Genomic DNA, 15,766 nt, shown 5'->3' on the forward strand with positions numbered 1-15,766 from the left:
CCGTCCTGCGCATCGGCAGTGGTCGGGTTACCCCTCTGGTCGTCGACGCGAAGCGAGTCGTTTCTGCCCGTCGGGTACGAGGAAACCGTCGCGTAGTGCGTCCATTGTTCGACATCGCAACCGGCATGGGATCTCCCGGTTGGGTTCACAGCCAGTACAAGCTATGGGCATAGTAGAGCGGTCGACCTACAAGATGCGGTGGCCTCGCGGCCGAGTCGTAGTTTGTTGAAGCGGAGCATGGCCCGTGCGTCACACGCCAAGGGGCGCGGTCGCCACGGTTGTCCACCGGTAACTGCGGTGTTCTCGGCGCAGCGCGATCAGCGTTGCCTGTCGGATGGTCACCCAGGCTGGTGGCTGGTGACGGAAGGCGTTGAGGCGCTCGCGGATTGGTGCGGTCGGCGCTTGCGAGCCGCTGTAGGCGATCGTCACGTGCGGCCGGAATCCTTCTGCGGCCTCCGGAACGGTCTGCCATACCGCGCCGATGGCATCACGGATGGTGGCGCGGAGGTGTTCGACGCGGTCCCAGGGACGGACGAGCAAGCCGATTCCTTCGGCGTCAGGGTCGACCGGGCCAAGTGACAGCTCCAGCGGCGGCAGGCCGGCGCAGAGTCGCCGGGTCTCGGCGACGACTGCTTCAAGGTCGCTATTGGTGACCTCGTCGGCGAAGCCGAGACCTTGCATGGTCAGGTGGAGCCCGTCGAGCGGCACCAAGTCCAGTCCGGGCAGAGCGAGTTGGCGCTGCACGTCGGTGACGAGGTGGTGGAGTTCAGCTTGGTGTTCGAAGGTGAGGTGCCAGGTGTAGAACTGGCGGTCGGCTCGCCAGCCTGGGCGCCAGTACCAGTGGTTGGTGAGTTCGGGCAGGTCCTGGTAGGCGGTCCAGCGCTGGTGCTGGCTGGCCAGTTCCCGGCTGCTCATGACAGCGATGGTAAAGCGGCCTGTCCGGTGCCAGCGACTTGTGTGCGATCGGCGAGCAGGTCGGCGACGTGCCGTAGCTGCGGGTGCCGGACGAAGGGATGGGCGGCGGTGAGGAACTGACGTGCGCGTTGGTGGACCGATTCGAAACGTTGGTCCGCGGTGAGGGTGAGCGCCTCTACCGCCAGTGCGCCTGCTTCCTCGGCGTCGGGGTTGTCGGCGTGCAGGTGCGCGGTGGCCAAGTCGAGGCGGCAGAGTGCACGTGGGCCAGCCAACCCTGCGGTGTCGAACGCGGTGATCGCGGTGGCCAGGTGATCGGTGACGCCCGCGGTACGGCCCAGCGCCAGGTAGGCGGTCGCCGCGTTGGCCGCGGTCCTGGCTGGGCAGTACGGGTCGAGGGCGAGGCTAGCGCTGACCGATGAGCTGGCCGGGTAGTCGGACAGCATGGTGAACGCGTGGTCGACGGCGCGGTCAACGCCGTACCGGTCGCCGAGACGGGCGAGGGCCCGCGCCTGACCGTTGATCGTGAGACGGATACGGTGCCCGCTGGTGCCGCCACGGCGTAGGCCGTCCTGGGCGTAGGCCAGCGCGTCATGGTAGTCACCGGCGTAGAAGGCGATCAGGCTTTGCGTGGCCCGTGCCCAGGCTTGCGCGTCGGACTGCTCGGCAGCCTCGGCGACGTCGAACGCTTCGGCGGCGTAGGCGTGCGCCGCGCCGAATGCGCCGAGGTCGAGGGCGAGTGCGCCGAGCAGTCCGGACAGATGAGCGGCGACGGCGTAGAGCCGGGCGCGTTGCGGTGGGTGCTGCCGGCCTGCCATGAGCTGGTCGACGTATGAGCGCAGCGGTCGCATGCGCGCTATGAGGATTACCGGGGTAAGGCGCTCGTTGTCGGCGATCGCCTGCTGGACCTCGGCTTCCAGGTAGGCGAGACGGACGTTGTCGTCGAGGGAAGATTTCAGCGCCAGACGGCGGGCGTTGATGCTGTCCTCGGGCTCCCAGGGGACAGCACCGCCGTTCACTCCAGGGAACTCGTGGCCAACATCGGGCGCCACGGGCACTGACGTGCTCCTGACCGTCTGGATTGCCGCTGAGCGTCGTCGTTGACGGTCCAGCTCAGCGATGCGGTCATACTCAGTCACGAGCACGCCACCGGTCTCCAGCACCGTGTCGCACTGCGCCCAGAAAGCACGGTCCGGGTGCTGGTGTCCAGTCTCGGTGCTCGCCACGGAACTGCGGCCGTACTGCACGAGTCGCGCCAGGTCGTGCTGGGTGAGATTGCCCGCCCCGCGCAATTCAGCGAGCCGACGGCCGAGCGCGCGGCGGGCAGTCTTGATCTCGTCGCTGTCAGCCATCGATGCTACCTCCGGTCGACTGCAGACATGTGGACATGATCCGTGGAGACGACAAGCGCCGCCTGTGACAATCTCGCGGGCCGCCGAAGCATCGGAGCATCTAGGCAAGTACCGGTGCGCCGATGGTCGCTGCGGGATCGGGCGAAATCGTCGGCTCATTATCGAGAGGGGCAACAGTCCGTGGCAGGACCACAATGTCGAAGTTCTGTCGGAGTTTGACGTCGGCATCTGCCGACAATGTCGACGCAGGGTGCTGCGGGCGTTTCGACCGGCCGCCGTATAACCCTCCCGGCATACCGTCCGAGCGCCGCGACGGTGCCGCCCGCCTGCCTCGTGAGCAGCTGAAAGCCGGAGAAGCACAAAATCGGAACGCAGAGTGATCCACTCGCGGCCGTGTCAGCTACCTCGGATCGAATCGAAAGATTCTGAGGCGCCCTCGTGGATCGGCTCACCGCGGACCGCATGATCGCCTACTCCGTCGTGGCTGCGGCGTTCGGGTGCCACGGCACGTGTTCCTGCCGGCTCGCACCACGAACCGAGCGGACGCCGAAGAACTCCGCAAGCCCTAACGGATGCGAGCGGTACCGATGATCCCACTGCGGTGATGGCGCGCCCTCGTGACACAGGCCATCGAGCCGTCACACAATCCGTGGCATGAGTGCCGACGAAGTGCAGCCGCCAGTAATCCTTCTGGTGCAGCAGCCCACCGACCCAGTCGGCGCGGTCACCGAGGACGACGCGGCACGGCGAAGCGCGGCCTACCCGAAGATCCGCATCGGCGCCCCGCTGTTCGGCCACGCCGTGCAGGCAGATGGCGGGCGGTGGCAGGTCTACGCCGTTGTGTCGGACACGCCGCAAGCCGCGCGGGACGACTTGGCGCACCACCTTATGGAGCAGCTCGACGAGACCACTGACCCCCCGTTGGCTGCGGAGTTGACCACCGTGCTCGGCGTCCTGGACCGGGAGAAGGTGAACGAGGTGGTGATCGCCGGGCGCATGCACCGCGTCGTGCGGGTGGACACGTTCGCGCGGTTCGGCCCGGACGGGCCCGAACCGCCCCGACCCACCGACCGCGACCCCCGCGACGCCGATGAGAAAGACAGCTTCCTCGCCCCAGAGATCGTCATCGACCCAGACGGGGCGACCGGCCTGAGTGAGGCGATGCTGCGGGTGGAGCTGACGACCGCGAATTACCCCCGCGCCCAGGTGCCCGCCGACGTATACGCCGACAGCGTCGCCGCCGTCGCCTCCCACCCAGTCGGGGTCATCCTGCCGACCCGCTACGCCGCCGCTGAATCTATCGGTGGGTCGTGGCGGCCCTACAGTCGCGCGGTGGCCACACCGCAGCTGGCCCGCGACGAGATCGCCTTCGGTCTGCGCCACATCGAGCCGCGCCTGCTGCGGCTGACCGACGACCAGGCAGTCGCCTACCAACAGGCCGCCGACAACCTCGATACCAATCCCGTCGACAACGTCACGGTGCTCGGGCGCCACTTCCGGATCACCCGCATCGAGACCCTACTGCGCATGGACGCCAGTGGCCCCGAAATGCCCCGCCCATCGGACCCCGACCCAGACCCGCCCCCGGGGGTGGACCGCCAGCGCTAAGACGAGCAACGGCAACACCATCGGGCCCGGGACAACCACCCAACCGGCCACCACCCCCTGCCTAGCCCAGGCTGCCGAGCGTCTCACGGAGACCGTTCGGCGGACGCCGAGCAGCGGGAGTGTTCTTCACCGGGCTCTTGAGTCGTGAACCACCGGCGCGTGAGGAGCGGTACATGCGGGTGATCTGGATCAACGGTGCGTTCGGCGCGGGGAAGACGACTCTGTCGCAGCGGTTGACTGCGGAGGATCCTCGGCTGTTGATGTTTGATGCGGAGTTGCCGGGGTTCATGGTCCGCGAGATAGTTCCGCTGCCCGCGAGCGGCGATTTCCAGGATCTGCGCGTGTGGCGTCGTAGCGTGGCGGACACCGCTATAGCACTACTGGAGGAGTACGGACGCACGCTCGTGGTACCGATGACCGTGGTGGTGCCGTCGTATCTTGAGGAAATTTTCGACCGGCTGCGCGCCCACAACGTGGGCGTCGACCATTTCTTCATCGACGTGCCCATCCGCGTCCTACAGGCTCGAATTGAGGCGCAGTCGATCTGGCCGGATGACCCCGCTCGTGATGCGCAGGTGCGTACGTGGCGGCTGGAGCAGGTGGACCGCTGCGCTGCCGCTGTCGGCTTGTTGCCGGCTGACACGATGGTGCTCGATGGTGCGCTGCCGGTAGCGGAGTTGGCATCGCAGGTGTTGGCGCGGTTGGCTGAATCGTGATCAGGCGTGCGGCCCAGAGGCCACGATCGCTTGGGCTGCGGCGTTGTTGGCCGCCAACCAGCCAGCGGGATTGCCGCAATCGTGGTACTCACCGGTGACGGGGTGGATCAGTACGTCGTTGTCGCGGGCGAAGGCGAAGACAGCGTCGGTGGCCTGGTACTCGCCGTTGGGGGCCGGGGTCAGCTTCTGAAAGTAGGCCATCGCGTCAGTGGGCAGCAGAGTGCGGCTGATGTTGATGTAGGCGGTCGGCTCGCCGTAGTCGTCCGGCTTCTCCAGCAGCTGATCGAGTAGCTGATGACCCTCGGCTACTCGCGGAGCCAGAATGCCGTAGCGGTGGGCCTCGGCGCCGGGCACCGTGGCGGCGGCGAGCGCGGCCGGTACTCCGGCGGCGGCCCGGGCAGCGGCGAGATCGGCCAGGTCCGATCCGCCGTCGCTGCGGAGTAGGAGATCGTCGCCAGCGACCAGGAGGAAGTCGTCGCCAGCAATGAAGTCAGCGGCGCGCAGGCTGACGCGTCTCCGGACATCTCTACGGCTGACGCGACTCCAGGTCTGCTCTGCCCTTGTCAGTGAGCGTGGCGCTGCTGGACCAGAACTCCAGGCTCTCGAAGCAGAGGATCAGGCCCTCGTTGCGCAGGCCGCGGATCAGATCCCGCCAAAGCACCTCCGGGTGTCCGGAAGGTGGCTCCTCTCCGAAGAACTCGGCCAGCGGCGCGGGATCACCCGGATGCTCAACGCTGTACTGCTCCAGCCATCGCAGGAACATCACACGCCCGACCTCGCGGCTGACAGCGCCAGCCGTGGCACCCATCGGCTTGCCGTCCTTGTCCACGATCTGGGCCTGGTCGCCAGCGTGAATCTCGATGTGGAGCTCCGGCCACGGCGAGCCCTCCTTGGATACCCCTCCGATTAGAAGAAGCCGCCTCATGTACGCGCCAACGAAGTAGTTGCGCTCGGCAAGTTGGCTGATGTACTCGCCCAGGGCCTTGGCGGCATCGCGGTGCTCACGGACGGTGTGAAGATCGTCGTGGATGTCGGCGTAGTCCCTGACCACCTGTAGGAACTCGACCATCAGGTCCTCGTCCTCATCTGGCATACGGTCGGGGATGATGTAGCTGGTCGCCACGCACTCCTGGATCATCGGCCAGAGGGCGTGTCCAGTGGCGATGATGTTCAGCTTCTTCGGCACCGGATACGTAGGGTCCCGCATCAGTTTCATGTTGTCCGGGGCGCTGGACTCCGACGCCACCCAAGCTGCGTGATCGCGTTTGATCTGATGCAGCTCCTCCACGGTGAAGTGGTTGGGCTGGTCGTCCACCTGCTTGTGGTGCTTGTTGCACAGCAGCATCAGGTTCTCGTGGGTGTCGAGCTTCGACGGGTCCAGGCCGCCGGCTCGGGGACCTCCAGGACTCTTCGCCACGATGTGGGCCAGTTCGCCGAAGACCGACGGGTCGTCGTCCTCAGTGCCGGGCGTCAGCACCAGCACGCGGCAGATGCAGCACTTGCCACCGGCCTCCGACCAGACGATCTTCAACGTTCTCTCGGAAATCGCCACAGGAACCTTCACTTAGAAGCCGACTCGGGCCAACATCCTGTCCTACCGCCGGCCAAGATCGGTAGCTCGGCTCATCGGCCGATACCTGGCTCATGGCGGCCAGCGACTTCATCGACTTCTCAACCGACCCAGAGCAGTTCTCGCTAGCGAACTACTTGGCTCGGGCGGTCCTGGTCAGCGGCCACTTCGAGTCTAGGCACGCTCGCCTCGCAGCCGTGTTGTCGGCGGCGCACCACCTGCGACAGATCCGGATACGCGTGGGGGGCAAGGACACAGCAGTCCGGGTTATGCCGGCCCTGCCGCGGCGATCGGTCATTTGGACACCGCGCTATGAGGGGTCTGAAGCTCTACGAAGAGGTCTGCCCCCAGCAGCCGGTCTGAGAGCCGGCCGGCGTCGTGGATTTCGTTGGGAGTCATTCGTAGCACGATTCGTGCGCTTCATGGATGCCGTCGCCGCTGCCGACGTTGAGCATGGCCAGATACCAGCGAAGTGCCTGCACATGGTCGACCGGTTCGCCGAATCCGTCTCGGTACCAGCAGCGCTCAAGCTGGCGGGTCGGGCTGAATAGCCTCAAGCACGTATCGTCGCGGCACTGCTCGGGGTGGCCCTGTTCGGGGTGATCGGCGCGCTGGTCGCGGTCCCGGCAGTTGCGGCAATCCAACTGGTGCTCCGCGAGGTGGTGCTGCCCTGGCAGCAACACCGCTGATCCACAGCCCAAGAAGGCCGCCCGCAACGACCGAGGGCGGTATCGAGTGACGGGGGCCGAGGCGTGTGTCGGGAATCCGAAACTCGACAGTCGGCTCGCATTCACGTTGACATCATTTCTGCGTGAATCGACTCGCACAGCGCATCCGTGCTCGACGGTCGGCCGGGGGTCGAAGTTCCACGTCGGGCATGTCACGCCTACTGATACACGCACTGGTCCTGGCCGCCGCACTCGGCGCCCTGCGCGTTTTCCTCGTCCACCAGGGTTGGTTGTTCGGCTCGGATCGCGTATTTCTCGTCGACCTCCTGGTGAGTGCCGTCTTCGTCGTCAGCATCGGATTCACGAGATTCCGCCTGAACCAGCAGCAGGAGAAGTCCGAGGACAAGACGCAAGGGAACGTCCCGTTCAACGACCTGCTGACCACCGCCACCGCGGTCATCGGCGTCCCGGTGCTGCTCACCTCCCTACTGAACCTGATTGCCCCGTCCACGCCCGCCAACCTGACCGCATCGCCGTGCCGAAAGGCCCAGACGCACAACGTCCGATTCCGGGGGTGACCACCGGGCCGATCGGCAACACGACTCGCAGCGGTCCGGGACTGTCATTCCGCAGACGGACAGGTTCGAAAGCAACTGCATGGTCGGGTTCGAAGGGTACTGCGTCGGAGACCCGGTCACCGATCCGGTCGCCAAGCCGTGGGTCGAAACTCGCTGGCTGCTGTCAGCACAGCACTCCGAAGGCCCCAGCCGGTGGATAGCGCGTGGGCTCTCTGGTGAGCCGGTCGACCCGAGGTTCATGACCTTCGCGTACGTCAAGCCACAGAGCCCCAACAGAGCTCTCAGATACCTGGGAGACGAGGTCTGCCGGGACGGCAATGCCATGCCGGCGCGGGTGACGGTCACTCCGAGCATCGGCGACGACGGCCAGATCTCCTTCGCCGCCCAGGCCGACCACGCCGCGTGGATCGGGATCGCACTCGCGCTTCCGCCTGAATCGCTCCGGAGCGGAAGCCCGATCCGATGGGTCGCTTCCGGGCCGACAGACAAGAACGGCCAGTTCACCGGACGCTGGAATCCATCGGTGACGGCGGATAGCCTGGCTGCCGGTCCCGACACACCGGTCACGGCCACCATTCTTGCCGTACCGTGCCTCGGACCGGTCGGCCCGGCGACGGCGGAAAGCGCGAGCCTCCTGAAGTACGAGTTCGACGAGGATGGACGCGCCAATCCGTCTACCGGTGAGACAGCGGACGACCTCAGAGACCGACTGATGACGATGGCCTGCGACACGGAGCAGTTCGAGAGCGGCGCGGCCAGCACACCCGGAGCCGACGACTAGGCCGTGCCTCGTGGATCAGGAAGCGGCGGTTCGGTCCAGGCGGGCTGCTTCGCGGGCGGGGTCGAGGCCGCTGGCGTTCGGGACGTCCGGCGTTGAGTTCAGCCAGGCCCAGGTGTCGGCGACGGTTTGCGTGACCGGGCGGCAGCGTAGCCCCGCCGCGTGTGCCCGATCGGCGTTCGTCTCGTGTAGTCCCCGCACCGGTGACCCGTCCGGGATCCAGATCGGCAGCTCCGACCACGGCTGCACGCCAGCGGCCAGCATCGTCTCCGGCTCAGCCCAGCGCAGCCGCGCTTGGGTGAAGGGGCCCGGGGTGCGTCAGCTCAGCGGCGGTTCGGGGGGAGCAAACGTCACCCGGCCTGGCCAACCTGTCAGCCGGCGCACTCACCGCCCGCGCGATGCGGCGGCCGACAAGCCGCTCGGCCTCGGCCAGCGGGTACCAAGCGGCACCTCGCACCTCCGACTCCTGAATCAGACCTACATCAGCAGACGCCGTCGCGAACGGAAATCCGAAGTCGAGATGGAAGTGTGCAGGTTCCCCTCTATCGGGCCGCGCTGGAACCTGCCCGTATTCGACATAAGCCGGCACCTGCGAGGTCGGGACAATACCGGCGGGATCAACGCCGGTCTCCTCCACCAACTCCCGCATCGCCGCGCCGATCAGCGCGGCATCAGCCGGCTCCAGGTGTCCTCCAGGCTGGAGCAGTATCCCGTAGGCGAGGTGATCGACAAGCAGTACTTCGGCGCCGCCGCGCACCAGAAGCGCACCGACAGTCACGTGCATGGGCAGATGAGACCGAGAGGCGACGTTCGCTCCTTCGGACAACAGCCGCGTCGGCACCGACAGCGACGCGGCTTCGTGGGGGTAGGACGTGAGGTAGGCAGACAAGGCTGCCAAGACGTCCGAGTTGTTGATCGCCACGACTCGCCTCCGTTGTGGGTGGAAGCCCGAGCACACTTTCTACCGGGTCGCCTGCTCAGACACGGTGAGCTGACGTGTGCGCCTGTCGGCTGCTGACTGTCAAGGCGGCGGCACCTCCGGCGAGCCGGTCGACGTCGTCGCTGTCGCCCATCGGCCACCACGCCTGGGTTGAGCGCTCACGGTGAGCAGTCACCGTAGCGGCTCGCTGTGACATGTTCCGGGCCGACAGTCGCCGCATCATGTGGCGGGTAGCACCATCAGATGTCGCCGGACGTGGTCAAGGTGGGGGTGTTGGAGTTGGTGTCGCGATGTGCCGACATTGTCGGCGCGTGGCGTTGCAGGCGTGTTGGCTGCCTGGAGTTCTACGGTGCCCGCATGCCCTCTGACCCCAAGGAATTCACCGCTAGCCCGCCGCGTCAGCGAGTACGCCTCCAGGCGCGTGTCGACAGGCCGACTCGCTAGGCGCACCGGTCTGCTGATCTCGACCTGCCGCATTCCAGCAACGGGCCGGTACTCGTCGCGGTCGGCCGGCTGCTTACCTGATGTTCGTTCGAGGGAGGAGATGTCCTCGTGGCACCTGAAAGCAGAACGACCGAGACGTTGACGGCGGAGGACGCTCGCCGGCAGCTGGTCGACCAGCTGCGCAGTCAGGGTTGGATTACCCGACCGGAGGTGGCGGCGGCGTTCACCGCGGTGCCGCGGCACCTGTTCGCTCCGGCCGGCACCAGCATCGAGAGCGCGTATGCGAATGATGTTGTCGTCACCCGACGCGGCTCGGACGGAAAGGCGACCAGTTCGATCTCCGCGCCGTGGTTGCAGGCGTACATGCTGGAGACCGCCGGGCTGAGGCCCGGCGCCCGGGTTCTCGAAATCGGCTCAGGGGGATACAACGCCGCGCTGATCGCCGAGGTCGTCGGCCCGGCCGGAACGGTCGTCAGCGTCGACATCGACGGGCAGGTCGTCACCCACGCGCAAGAGGCGCTGGCACGGGCCGGCTACACACAGGTCGAGGTGGTCCACGCCGATGGCGTCCACGGCCATCCCGCCGACGGGTTGTGGGACGCGGTGCTCGTCACGGTCGAGGCCAGTGACCTCCCACCCGCGTGGACCGACCAGCTCGCACCAGCCGGCAAGCTGGTGGTGCCTCTGCGGATGCGCGGCAACACCCGCTGCCTCACCCTGCAGTCCGCAGGTGACCACCTGGCCGCGACAGCGTCCGTGCAGTGCGGCTTCGTCGCGATGCAAGGCCACGGCCGGAACCCGGCCCACCGGGTCACGCTGCGCGGCGACGACGCCGTTCTCACCCTCGATGACGACACCACCACAACTAACGCCGAGGCCCTCCGCACTGCCCTTGATGGACCACGGGTTGAGGTGTCCTTCCCGGTGACCCTGGACATGAGCATGGGCACCTACCTCGAGGGCCTGCACCTGTGGCTGGCCAGTCAACCTCGCCCGTACGGCGTACTCAGAGTCGATCGGGACCGCACCGCCGGCCTGCTGGATCCACAGGACCGCTTCTTCTGCCCCACCCTGCTGACCAGTGACAGCCTCGCCTACCTGACCATGCGCCGCCACGACACGACGACGTGGCAGCTCGGCGGGCACGGCTTCGGCCCGCACGCCACCAGACTGACCAACGATCTGATGGACCTGACAGTGGCCTGGGACCAGCAGTACCGGGCCGGCACCGGCCCGGACATCACCGTGCACCCGGCCGGCACACGACTGCCCGACACCGAACGGTTGCGGCTGCTCGTGCCCCGCCGCCACACGCTGACCGCGATCACCTGGCCGGAGACAAACCGATGAGCAACACGGAGCTGCCGATCCTGATCTGCCTCCGGGGGAACTCCGGCTCCGGTAAGAGCACCATTGCCCGCGAGTTGCGGTATCGGCACGGCCGCGGCTGCGCCCTCGTCGGCCAAGATCATATTAGGCGGATCCTTCTGAGGGAACGCGATAAGCCAGGTGGTCTCGCGCCCACGCTCATTGCGCAGAACGTCCGTTTCTGTCTTGATCACGGCTACCACGTGATCCTGGAAGGGATCATGCACACCGCCCGGTACCGGAGCATGCTCACCGAACTGCGCGACACGCACCGAGGCCGAACCCTGTTCGTGTACCTCGACGTGTCGTGGCCGGAGACTCTGCGCCGACACCAGACCCGTCCCGAGGCGCAGGAGTTCAGTGCCGACACGATGCTCGGCGTGTACGCCCCGGGCGACGTCCTCGGCTGGCCCGACGAACTCGTCCTGCCGGAGACCACCACCCTGGAGCAAGCGATCGAGCGCATCGCCACCGCCGCCGGCCTGCCGTTGACCGGCCGCGACGACGACCTGCTCCCGGCCGTCCCATGACTTCATCCCAGACAGCCAGCGCAGGCAGTGCCGGTCTCGTGGCGGACGGGACGGATGACGTGTACGCGGCGCTGATCGCCCGTGCCGCTGCCGCACGGGTGGGCACCGGCCGGGTTGTGCACCGCACCGACAAGGCCGTCGTCGCCACCGGCCGCCGCAACGGCCAACCGGTGATCGTGAAGCTGTTGACCACCGACGACCCGTACTGGGTAGGCCGACGCCAGCACGAACTGCGCATGTACGAGCTGTTCACCGATCAGCCGCCCCCCGTGCGCGTGCCGCGGGTCCTGTACGCCGATGCCCGCCTGACCGTCCTGACGCAGCTACCTGGACAGCGCCTGGACGACCAACGCCACCTCACTCGCGACGTCAGCCCGGCCACCGCACAGCTGATCCTGGACACCCTCAACACCCTCGCCGCCTGGACGCCAGCACCGCCACTACCGCAGCCTGTCGACTACCACGGCCGGATCGACGCCGAACACGCCGCCGGGCTCCTCGACGACGCCGACCAGTACGCCCTGCACACCCTCGTCGACCAACTCGGCCCGCATCGGGTCACCGCACACGGCGACCCCCTACCCGCGAACCTGCTCCTCGACCACGGGCACTGCGCCCTCATCGACTTTGAGCACACCGGCAGCTACCTACCCAGCTACGACCTCGCGCTGCTGCACATCGTCGGCGCCGCGGCCAGCCCGACCCTCACCGCCGCGATCGCCGAACGCGTCCGAACCGCCGACATCACGACGGCCTGCTCCGTCAACCTGCTCCTGCTGACCTGCCGAGAGATCCGCCTGCACACCGCGCTGCCAGCAGGCGACCCGACCACGTCCCGACTCGCCCACCTGCGACAGCTACAGAACCAGGCACGCCACGACGTTCAAGCGCTGATGCGATGGGCTTGAACCGGACGCCCGCCAGCACGCGGGCCCACCGCGGCCCCGCGGGCGGCTCACCGGCACCTCCCCCGCTGAGCCGTGACTTCCACCGACTGTGGGGCGCCTACTCGGTCAGCCACCTGGGATCCGCCGTCGGGGCAGGCGCGCTGCCGCTGGTCGCGATCCTGCTGCTGGACTCAACGGCTCTGCAGATCTCCCTGCTCGCGGTGATCTCCGGCCTCGCCTCGGCAGCCATCGTCCTACCCCTGGGTCCCTGGGTGGAGTTCCGGCGCAAACGGCCTGTGATGATCGGCGCCGACCTGCTGCGCTGCGCGGCCCTGACCAGCGTCCCCGTCGCCGCCGCGATCGGCGCCCTGACGTACGAGCAGCTGTGCGTCGTCGCCGTCGTGCAGACCGCCGGCACCATCGTGTTCAGCGCCGCCAGCGGCGCACACCTGAAACACCTGGTCACCGTCGATCAACGTGTCACCGCCAACAGCCGATTCGAGACCTCCCAGTGGACCGCGAACAGCCTCGGCTCACCCATCGGCGGTGTCCTCGTGTCCTGGCTCGGCGCTACCGCGTCCATCACCGTCGACGCCGCGAGCTTCCTGATGTCCGCGCTCGGGATCCGCCGCCTCCGCAGCCCCGAACCGCCGCCACCAACGCGGCAACCCGCCCCGAGCCGGGGCCGGGAAGCCATCGAAGGATGGCGGCACATCCTTCACCACGCTGGCCTGCGAGCCCTGTTCGTCAACGCCATCATCTTCGGCGGCGCCATCACGGCCAGCACGCCCATCATCGCGGTGTTCATGCTCCGCGACCTACACCTCGCGCCCTGGCAGTACGGCCTGGCCCTCGGACTCCCCTGCCTCGGCGGCATCCTCGGCTCCCTCACCGCCGGCCCCCTCACCACCCGATACGGCCTGCGCACGGTTCTGCTCACCACCGGCGTCGCCCGCACCCTCTGGATGGGATTCATCCCCCTCGCACCGCCCGGCACACCAGGCCTGATCATCATCACCCTCGCCGACACACTCCTGCTGTTCACGGCGGGAACGTTCAATCCCACCTTCGCCGCCTACCGCATGAACCACACCAGCGAGCACTGCCTGTCCCGCGTCCTGACCGCCTGGTCCATCACCAGCAAACTCACCCAACCCATCGTCATCGCCGCCGCCGGCATCCTCGCCGCCGCCACCAGCCCCCGCACCGCCCTCACAACAACCGCCGCCCTCACCCTCACCAGCGCCGCGTTCCTGCCGTGGAAGACAACCCCGAACAGCCCGCCCATGACCGCCGACGCCAACCCGCCCAGCGGACGTCGCCTACCGGCACGTCGTTCCGGTAGCGCGAGCACCGACCTGCCTACCGCCGTCACGGCCACCGCCACCACACCCAGGGAGAACGCAGAATGAGCGATGACAACCCGCAGCGGCGAGCACCCCGCCGCTACACCGGCACCACGACCGACTTCGTGCTGGACGGCACCACGGGACGCCTCACCACGGCCACGTCATCCGGTCAGCTCACCCACGTCGACCTGCGCGTCGGCAAACACGGCTCCACCCTGGCCGGCTTAACCGAAGCGCTGTCCACGGCGATCACGACCGCTCTGCAAGCCGGCGCGCCCCTGCCCGAGTTCGTGGCCCCACTACGGCACACCCACTACACCCCCTCCGGCGCCACCACCGACCCGGACGTGCCACACGCAACCTCGCTGAGCGACTACCTCGCACACCGCCTTCACCAGCAGCACACCAACACCGCGCCACCGCACCCAGACGCCGCGCAGCTGCCTGGAGACATCCAAGCCAGCACGCAGCCACGACTGCCCACGGCCAGCTGGGTGCCGCACCCACGCAGCTGACCCGACCTCGATCAACCCGGACCTGTCGGAGGTGAAGAGGGCATGCGCGATGACGAGTTACGCGGCCTGGTCGGCGGGAGCCAGCCGCTGATGCGGGCGCTGCGCACCGTGCGGGACTCGGGCCTACCGGACGCCTGGATCGGCGCTGGTGTCCTCAGGGACCTGGTGTGGGACCAACGCTACGGGCACGGATTCGACTTCTCCCAAGTCCGGGACATCGACGTGGCATTCTTCGACCCCACCGACCTGACCCGGGCCAACGACGAGCACGCCACCGGCCGTCTGGCGACGATGTGGCCGGGACCGCCGTGGGAGGCGAAGAACCAGGCCGCCGTGCACACCTGGTACCCCGCCCGATTCGGAGGCGACCCCGTCCCCGCGCTACGGAGCATCGCCGACGCGGTCGCGACCTGGCCCGAATACGCCACCGCCGTCGCGATCCGTCTCGACGCCGACGGGCACATCGCTGTCTGCGCACCCCACGGACTCGATCACCTTCTCGACGGCATCTGGCAACGCAACCCGACTCGAGTCAGCCAGGTCGTATCCGCGCAACGACTGGCGCGGCAACGCCCCGCCCACCGCTGGCCCCAAGTCCGAGTCCTCACCTGACCACCCACGATCAACGCCAGGAGGCTCACTCCGAATGCCCGCCGCCCTCCGAACGGACAACCCGTCCACTCTCACGATCGCTGCCGCCCAACCGCCGGTCACCTGCGACGCCACGCTCAACGGCACCGCAATCCGTACGCTCATGCGCCGCGCGCATCAGCAAGGTGCCCACCTGGTGCAGTTCCCCGAAGGCGCCCTCTCCGGCTACGCCGGGCAGGCCAAGGATCACTTCGCCGGCTGGAACGTCGACTGGACAACGCTACGGCGAGAACTGGAAACGACGGCCGCGCTCGCGGGCGAACTCGGCCTGTGGGTGGTCCTAGGCAGCAACCACCGACTCAGCGGCGAGCACCGTCCGCACAACAGCCTGTACGTGATCTCCGACCAGGGACGCATTGTCGACCGCTACGACAAGCGCTACCTCTCCCACACCGAGATCACCACCTTCTACACCCCCGGCTTCACACCAACCGTTCTCGACATCGCGGGATTCAAGCTGGGCCTGGCACTCTGCATCGAGATCAACTTCCCGGAGCTGTTCCTCGACTACCTGCACAGGGGCGTGGACTGCGTCCTGTTCTCCACCTTCTCCGAAGACCCGATGTTCGCCGTGATCGCCCAGGGCCACGCCGCCACCATGAGCCAGTGGATGAGCGTCTCGGTGCCCGCGCAATGCAGCACCGCCATGCCCGCCGGAATTATCGGCCCGCACGGCGGCTGGCTCGCCCGCTGCGCACCCGACGGCACAGCCGACATGGTCTGCGCCACGCTCGACCGTGACGCCCAAGAATTGCGCATCGCCGTACACCACGCCCGCCCCTGGCGCGTCACCGCCCGCGACGGCGCCATCTACCGACAGCGGCGCGTGGACGATCCGCGCAGCCACAACCGCACCGAGAGGTGACAGTGGCGCCGAACCAGGCGCCACCCATCGAACAA

General features: G+C 67.6%; 16 protein-coding genes and 2 pseudogenes. 12 read left to right on the forward strand and 6 right to left on the reverse strand.

Features of this window, described 5'->3' with window-relative positions; genetic code table 11:
* Nucleotides 1–249: 249 nt before the first annotated feature.
* Both AB0A90_RS17230 and AB0A90_RS17235 read right to left on the reverse strand, forming a co-directional pair.
* Nucleotides 250–915 carry a 2'-5' RNA ligase family protein gene (locus tag AB0A90_RS17230; RefSeq protein ID WP_357248232.1) on the reverse strand — a complete coding sequence of 222 codons (666 nt, stop codon included), beginning with the start codon at nt 913–915 and terminating at the stop codon, nt 250–252.
* Nucleotides 912–2,264, reverse strand: a complete 1,353-nt coding sequence (locus tag AB0A90_RS17235) for a helix-turn-helix transcriptional regulator (protein WP_357248236.1) — start codon at nt 2,262–2,264, stop codon at nt 912–914. The genes AB0A90_RS17230 and AB0A90_RS17235 overlap by 4 nt, the downstream gene beginning before the upstream one ends.
* A 654-nt stretch (nt 2,265–2,918) precedes the next feature.
* Here AB0A90_RS17235 and AB0A90_RS17240 point away from each other — a divergent pair.
* Nucleotides 2,919–3,872: a DUF5954 family protein gene (locus AB0A90_RS17240; RefSeq protein ID WP_357248239.1), complete on the forward strand. Its 954-nt coding sequence runs from the start codon at nt 2,919–2,921 to the stop codon at nt 3,870–3,872.
* 173 nt (nt 3,873–4,045) lie between these two features.
* Nucleotides 4,046–4,588: an AAA family ATPase gene (locus AB0A90_RS17245; protein ID WP_357248242.1), complete on the forward strand. Its 543-nt coding sequence runs from the start codon at nt 4,046–4,048 to the stop codon at nt 4,586–4,588.
* Here AB0A90_RS17245 and AB0A90_RS17250 read toward each other — a convergent pair whose 3' ends face one another.
* The gene (locus AB0A90_RS17250) at nt 4,589–4,942 is read right to left on the reverse strand and encodes a hypothetical protein (protein WP_357248245.1); all 354 of its coding nucleotides are present in this window, start codon (nt 4,940–4,942) and stop codon (nt 4,589–4,591) included.
* Between the two features lie 172 nt (nt 4,943–5,114).
* Nucleotides 5,115–6,140: an HNH endonuclease gene (locus AB0A90_RS17255; RefSeq protein WP_357248247.1), complete on the reverse strand. Its 1,026-nt coding sequence runs from the start codon at nt 6,138–6,140 to the stop codon at nt 5,115–5,117.
* 575 nt (nt 6,141–6,715) lie between these two features.
* On the opposite strand from AB0A90_RS17255, the pseudogene AB0A90_RS17260 reads away from it, so the two are divergent.
* From AB0A90_RS17260 to AB0A90_RS17270, 3 genes and pseudogenes are all read left to right on the forward strand, one after another.
* A pseudogene (locus AB0A90_RS17260) lies at nt 6,716–6,847 on the forward strand (AI-2E family transporter); the annotation flags it as partial.
* Between the two features lie 188 nt (nt 6,848–7,035).
* Complete coding sequence (locus tag AB0A90_RS17265; RefSeq protein ID WP_357248250.1) at nt 7,036–7,404, forward strand: hypothetical protein; 369 nt, start codon at nt 7,036–7,038, stop codon at nt 7,402–7,404.
* Nucleotides 7,405–7,483: 79 nt separating this feature from the next.
* A complete protein-coding gene (locus AB0A90_RS17270; RefSeq protein ID WP_357248253.1) occupies nt 7,484–8,185 on the forward strand; it encodes a hypothetical protein in 702 nt (233 codons plus the stop codon).
* 15 nt (nt 8,186–8,200) lie between these two features.
* On the opposite strand, the pseudogene AB0A90_RS17275 reads toward AB0A90_RS17270, so the two are convergent.
* Nucleotides 8,201–8,476: pseudogene (locus AB0A90_RS17275) on the reverse strand (reductase); the annotation flags it as partial.
* Nucleotides 8,457–9,104: an NUDIX domain-containing protein gene (locus AB0A90_RS17280; RefSeq protein ID WP_357248256.1), complete on the reverse strand. Its 648-nt coding sequence runs from the start codon at nt 9,102–9,104 to the stop codon at nt 8,457–8,459. The gene AB0A90_RS17280 and the pseudogene AB0A90_RS17275, both read right to left, overlap by 20 nt.
* A gap of 570 nt (nt 9,105–9,674) precedes the next feature.
* Between AB0A90_RS17280 and fxlM the strand changes: the two genes are divergently transcribed.
* From fxlM to AB0A90_RS17315, 7 genes are read left to right on the forward strand one after another with little or no spacing between them, the layout of a single operon-like run.
* Nucleotides 9,675–10,916 (forward strand): methyltransferase, FxLD system, encoded by a 1,242-nt coding sequence (fxlM, locus tag AB0A90_RS17285; RefSeq protein WP_357248257.1) that lies wholly within the window; start codon nt 9,675–9,677, stop codon nt 10,914–10,916.
* Nucleotides 10,913–11,464, forward strand: coding sequence for a kinase (locus AB0A90_RS17290; RefSeq protein ID WP_357248260.1), 552 nt, complete (start codon nt 10,913–10,915; stop codon nt 11,462–11,464). The genes fxlM and AB0A90_RS17290 overlap by 4 nt, the downstream gene beginning before the upstream one ends.
* Before the next feature lie 38 nt (nt 11,465–11,502).
* Nucleotides 11,503–12,372, forward strand: a complete 870-nt coding sequence (locus AB0A90_RS17295; RefSeq protein ID WP_357248263.1) for a phosphotransferase — start codon at nt 11,503–11,505, stop codon at nt 12,370–12,372.
* The gene (locus AB0A90_RS17300) at nt 12,363–13,763 is read left to right on the forward strand and encodes an MFS transporter (protein ID WP_357248265.1); all 1,401 of its coding nucleotides are present in this window, start codon (nt 12,363–12,365) and stop codon (nt 13,761–13,763) included. Before AB0A90_RS17295 ends, AB0A90_RS17300 begins: the two co-directional genes overlap by 10 nt.
* Nucleotides 13,760–14,215: a hypothetical protein gene (locus AB0A90_RS17305; RefSeq protein WP_357248268.1), complete on the forward strand. Its 456-nt coding sequence runs from the start codon at nt 13,760–13,762 to the stop codon at nt 14,213–14,215. Before AB0A90_RS17300 ends, AB0A90_RS17305 begins: the two co-directional genes overlap by 4 nt.
* Before the next feature lie 42 nt (nt 14,216–14,257).
* Nucleotides 14,258–14,827: a nucleotidyltransferase family protein gene (locus AB0A90_RS17310; RefSeq protein WP_357248271.1), complete on the forward strand. Its 570-nt coding sequence runs from the start codon at nt 14,258–14,260 to the stop codon at nt 14,825–14,827.
* A gap of 34 nt (nt 14,828–14,861) precedes the next feature.
* A complete protein-coding gene (locus AB0A90_RS17315) occupies nt 14,862–15,731 on the forward strand; it encodes a carbon-nitrogen hydrolase family protein (protein ID WP_357248274.1) in 870 nt (289 codons plus the stop codon).
* Nucleotides 15,732–15,766 lie beyond the last annotated feature (35 nt).

The organism is Micromonospora sp. NPDC049204 (assembly GCF_040647935.1).
Taxonomy (GTDB): domain Bacteria; phylum Actinomycetota; class Actinomycetes; order Mycobacteriales; family Micromonosporaceae; genus Micromonospora.

Coding starts and splice junctions, on each gene's coding strand:
- AB0A90_RS17235 (WP_357248236.1), bottom strand. CDS start 2,264: ATGGCTGACAGCGACGAGATCAAGACTGCCCGCCGCGCGCTCGGCCGT.
- AB0A90_RS17240 (WP_357248239.1), top strand. CDS start 2,919: ATGAGTGCCGACGAAGTGCAGCCGCCAGTAATCCTTCTGGTGCAGCAG.
- AB0A90_RS17310 (WP_357248271.1), top strand. CDS start 14,258: ATGCGCGATGACGAGTTACGCGGCCTGGTCGGCGGGAGCCAGCCGCTG.
- AB0A90_RS17300 (WP_357248265.1), top strand. CDS start 12,363: ATGGGCTTGAACCGGACGCCCGCCAGCACGCGGGCCCACCGCGGCCCC.
- AB0A90_RS17315 (WP_357248274.1), top strand. CDS start 14,862: ATGCCCGCCGCCCTCCGAACGGACAACCCGTCCACTCTCACGATCGCT.
- AB0A90_RS17230 (WP_357248232.1), bottom strand. CDS start 915: ATGAGCAGCCGGGAACTGGCCAGCCAGCACCAGCGCTGGACCGCCTAC.
- AB0A90_RS17290 (WP_357248260.1), top strand. CDS start 10,913: ATGAGCAACACGGAGCTGCCGATCCTGATCTGCCTCCGGGGGAACTCC.
- AB0A90_RS17265 (WP_357248250.1), top strand. CDS start 7,036: ATGTCACGCCTACTGATACACGCACTGGTCCTGGCCGCCGCACTCGGC.
- AB0A90_RS17245 (WP_357248242.1), top strand. CDS start 4,046: ATGCGGGTGATCTGGATCAACGGTGCGTTCGGCGCGGGGAAGACGACT.
- AB0A90_RS17270 (WP_357248253.1), top strand. CDS start 7,484: ATGGTCGGGTTCGAAGGGTACTGCGTCGGAGACCCGGTCACCGATCCG.
- AB0A90_RS17305 (WP_357248268.1), top strand. CDS start 13,760: ATGAGCGATGACAACCCGCAGCGGCGAGCACCCCGCCGCTACACCGGC.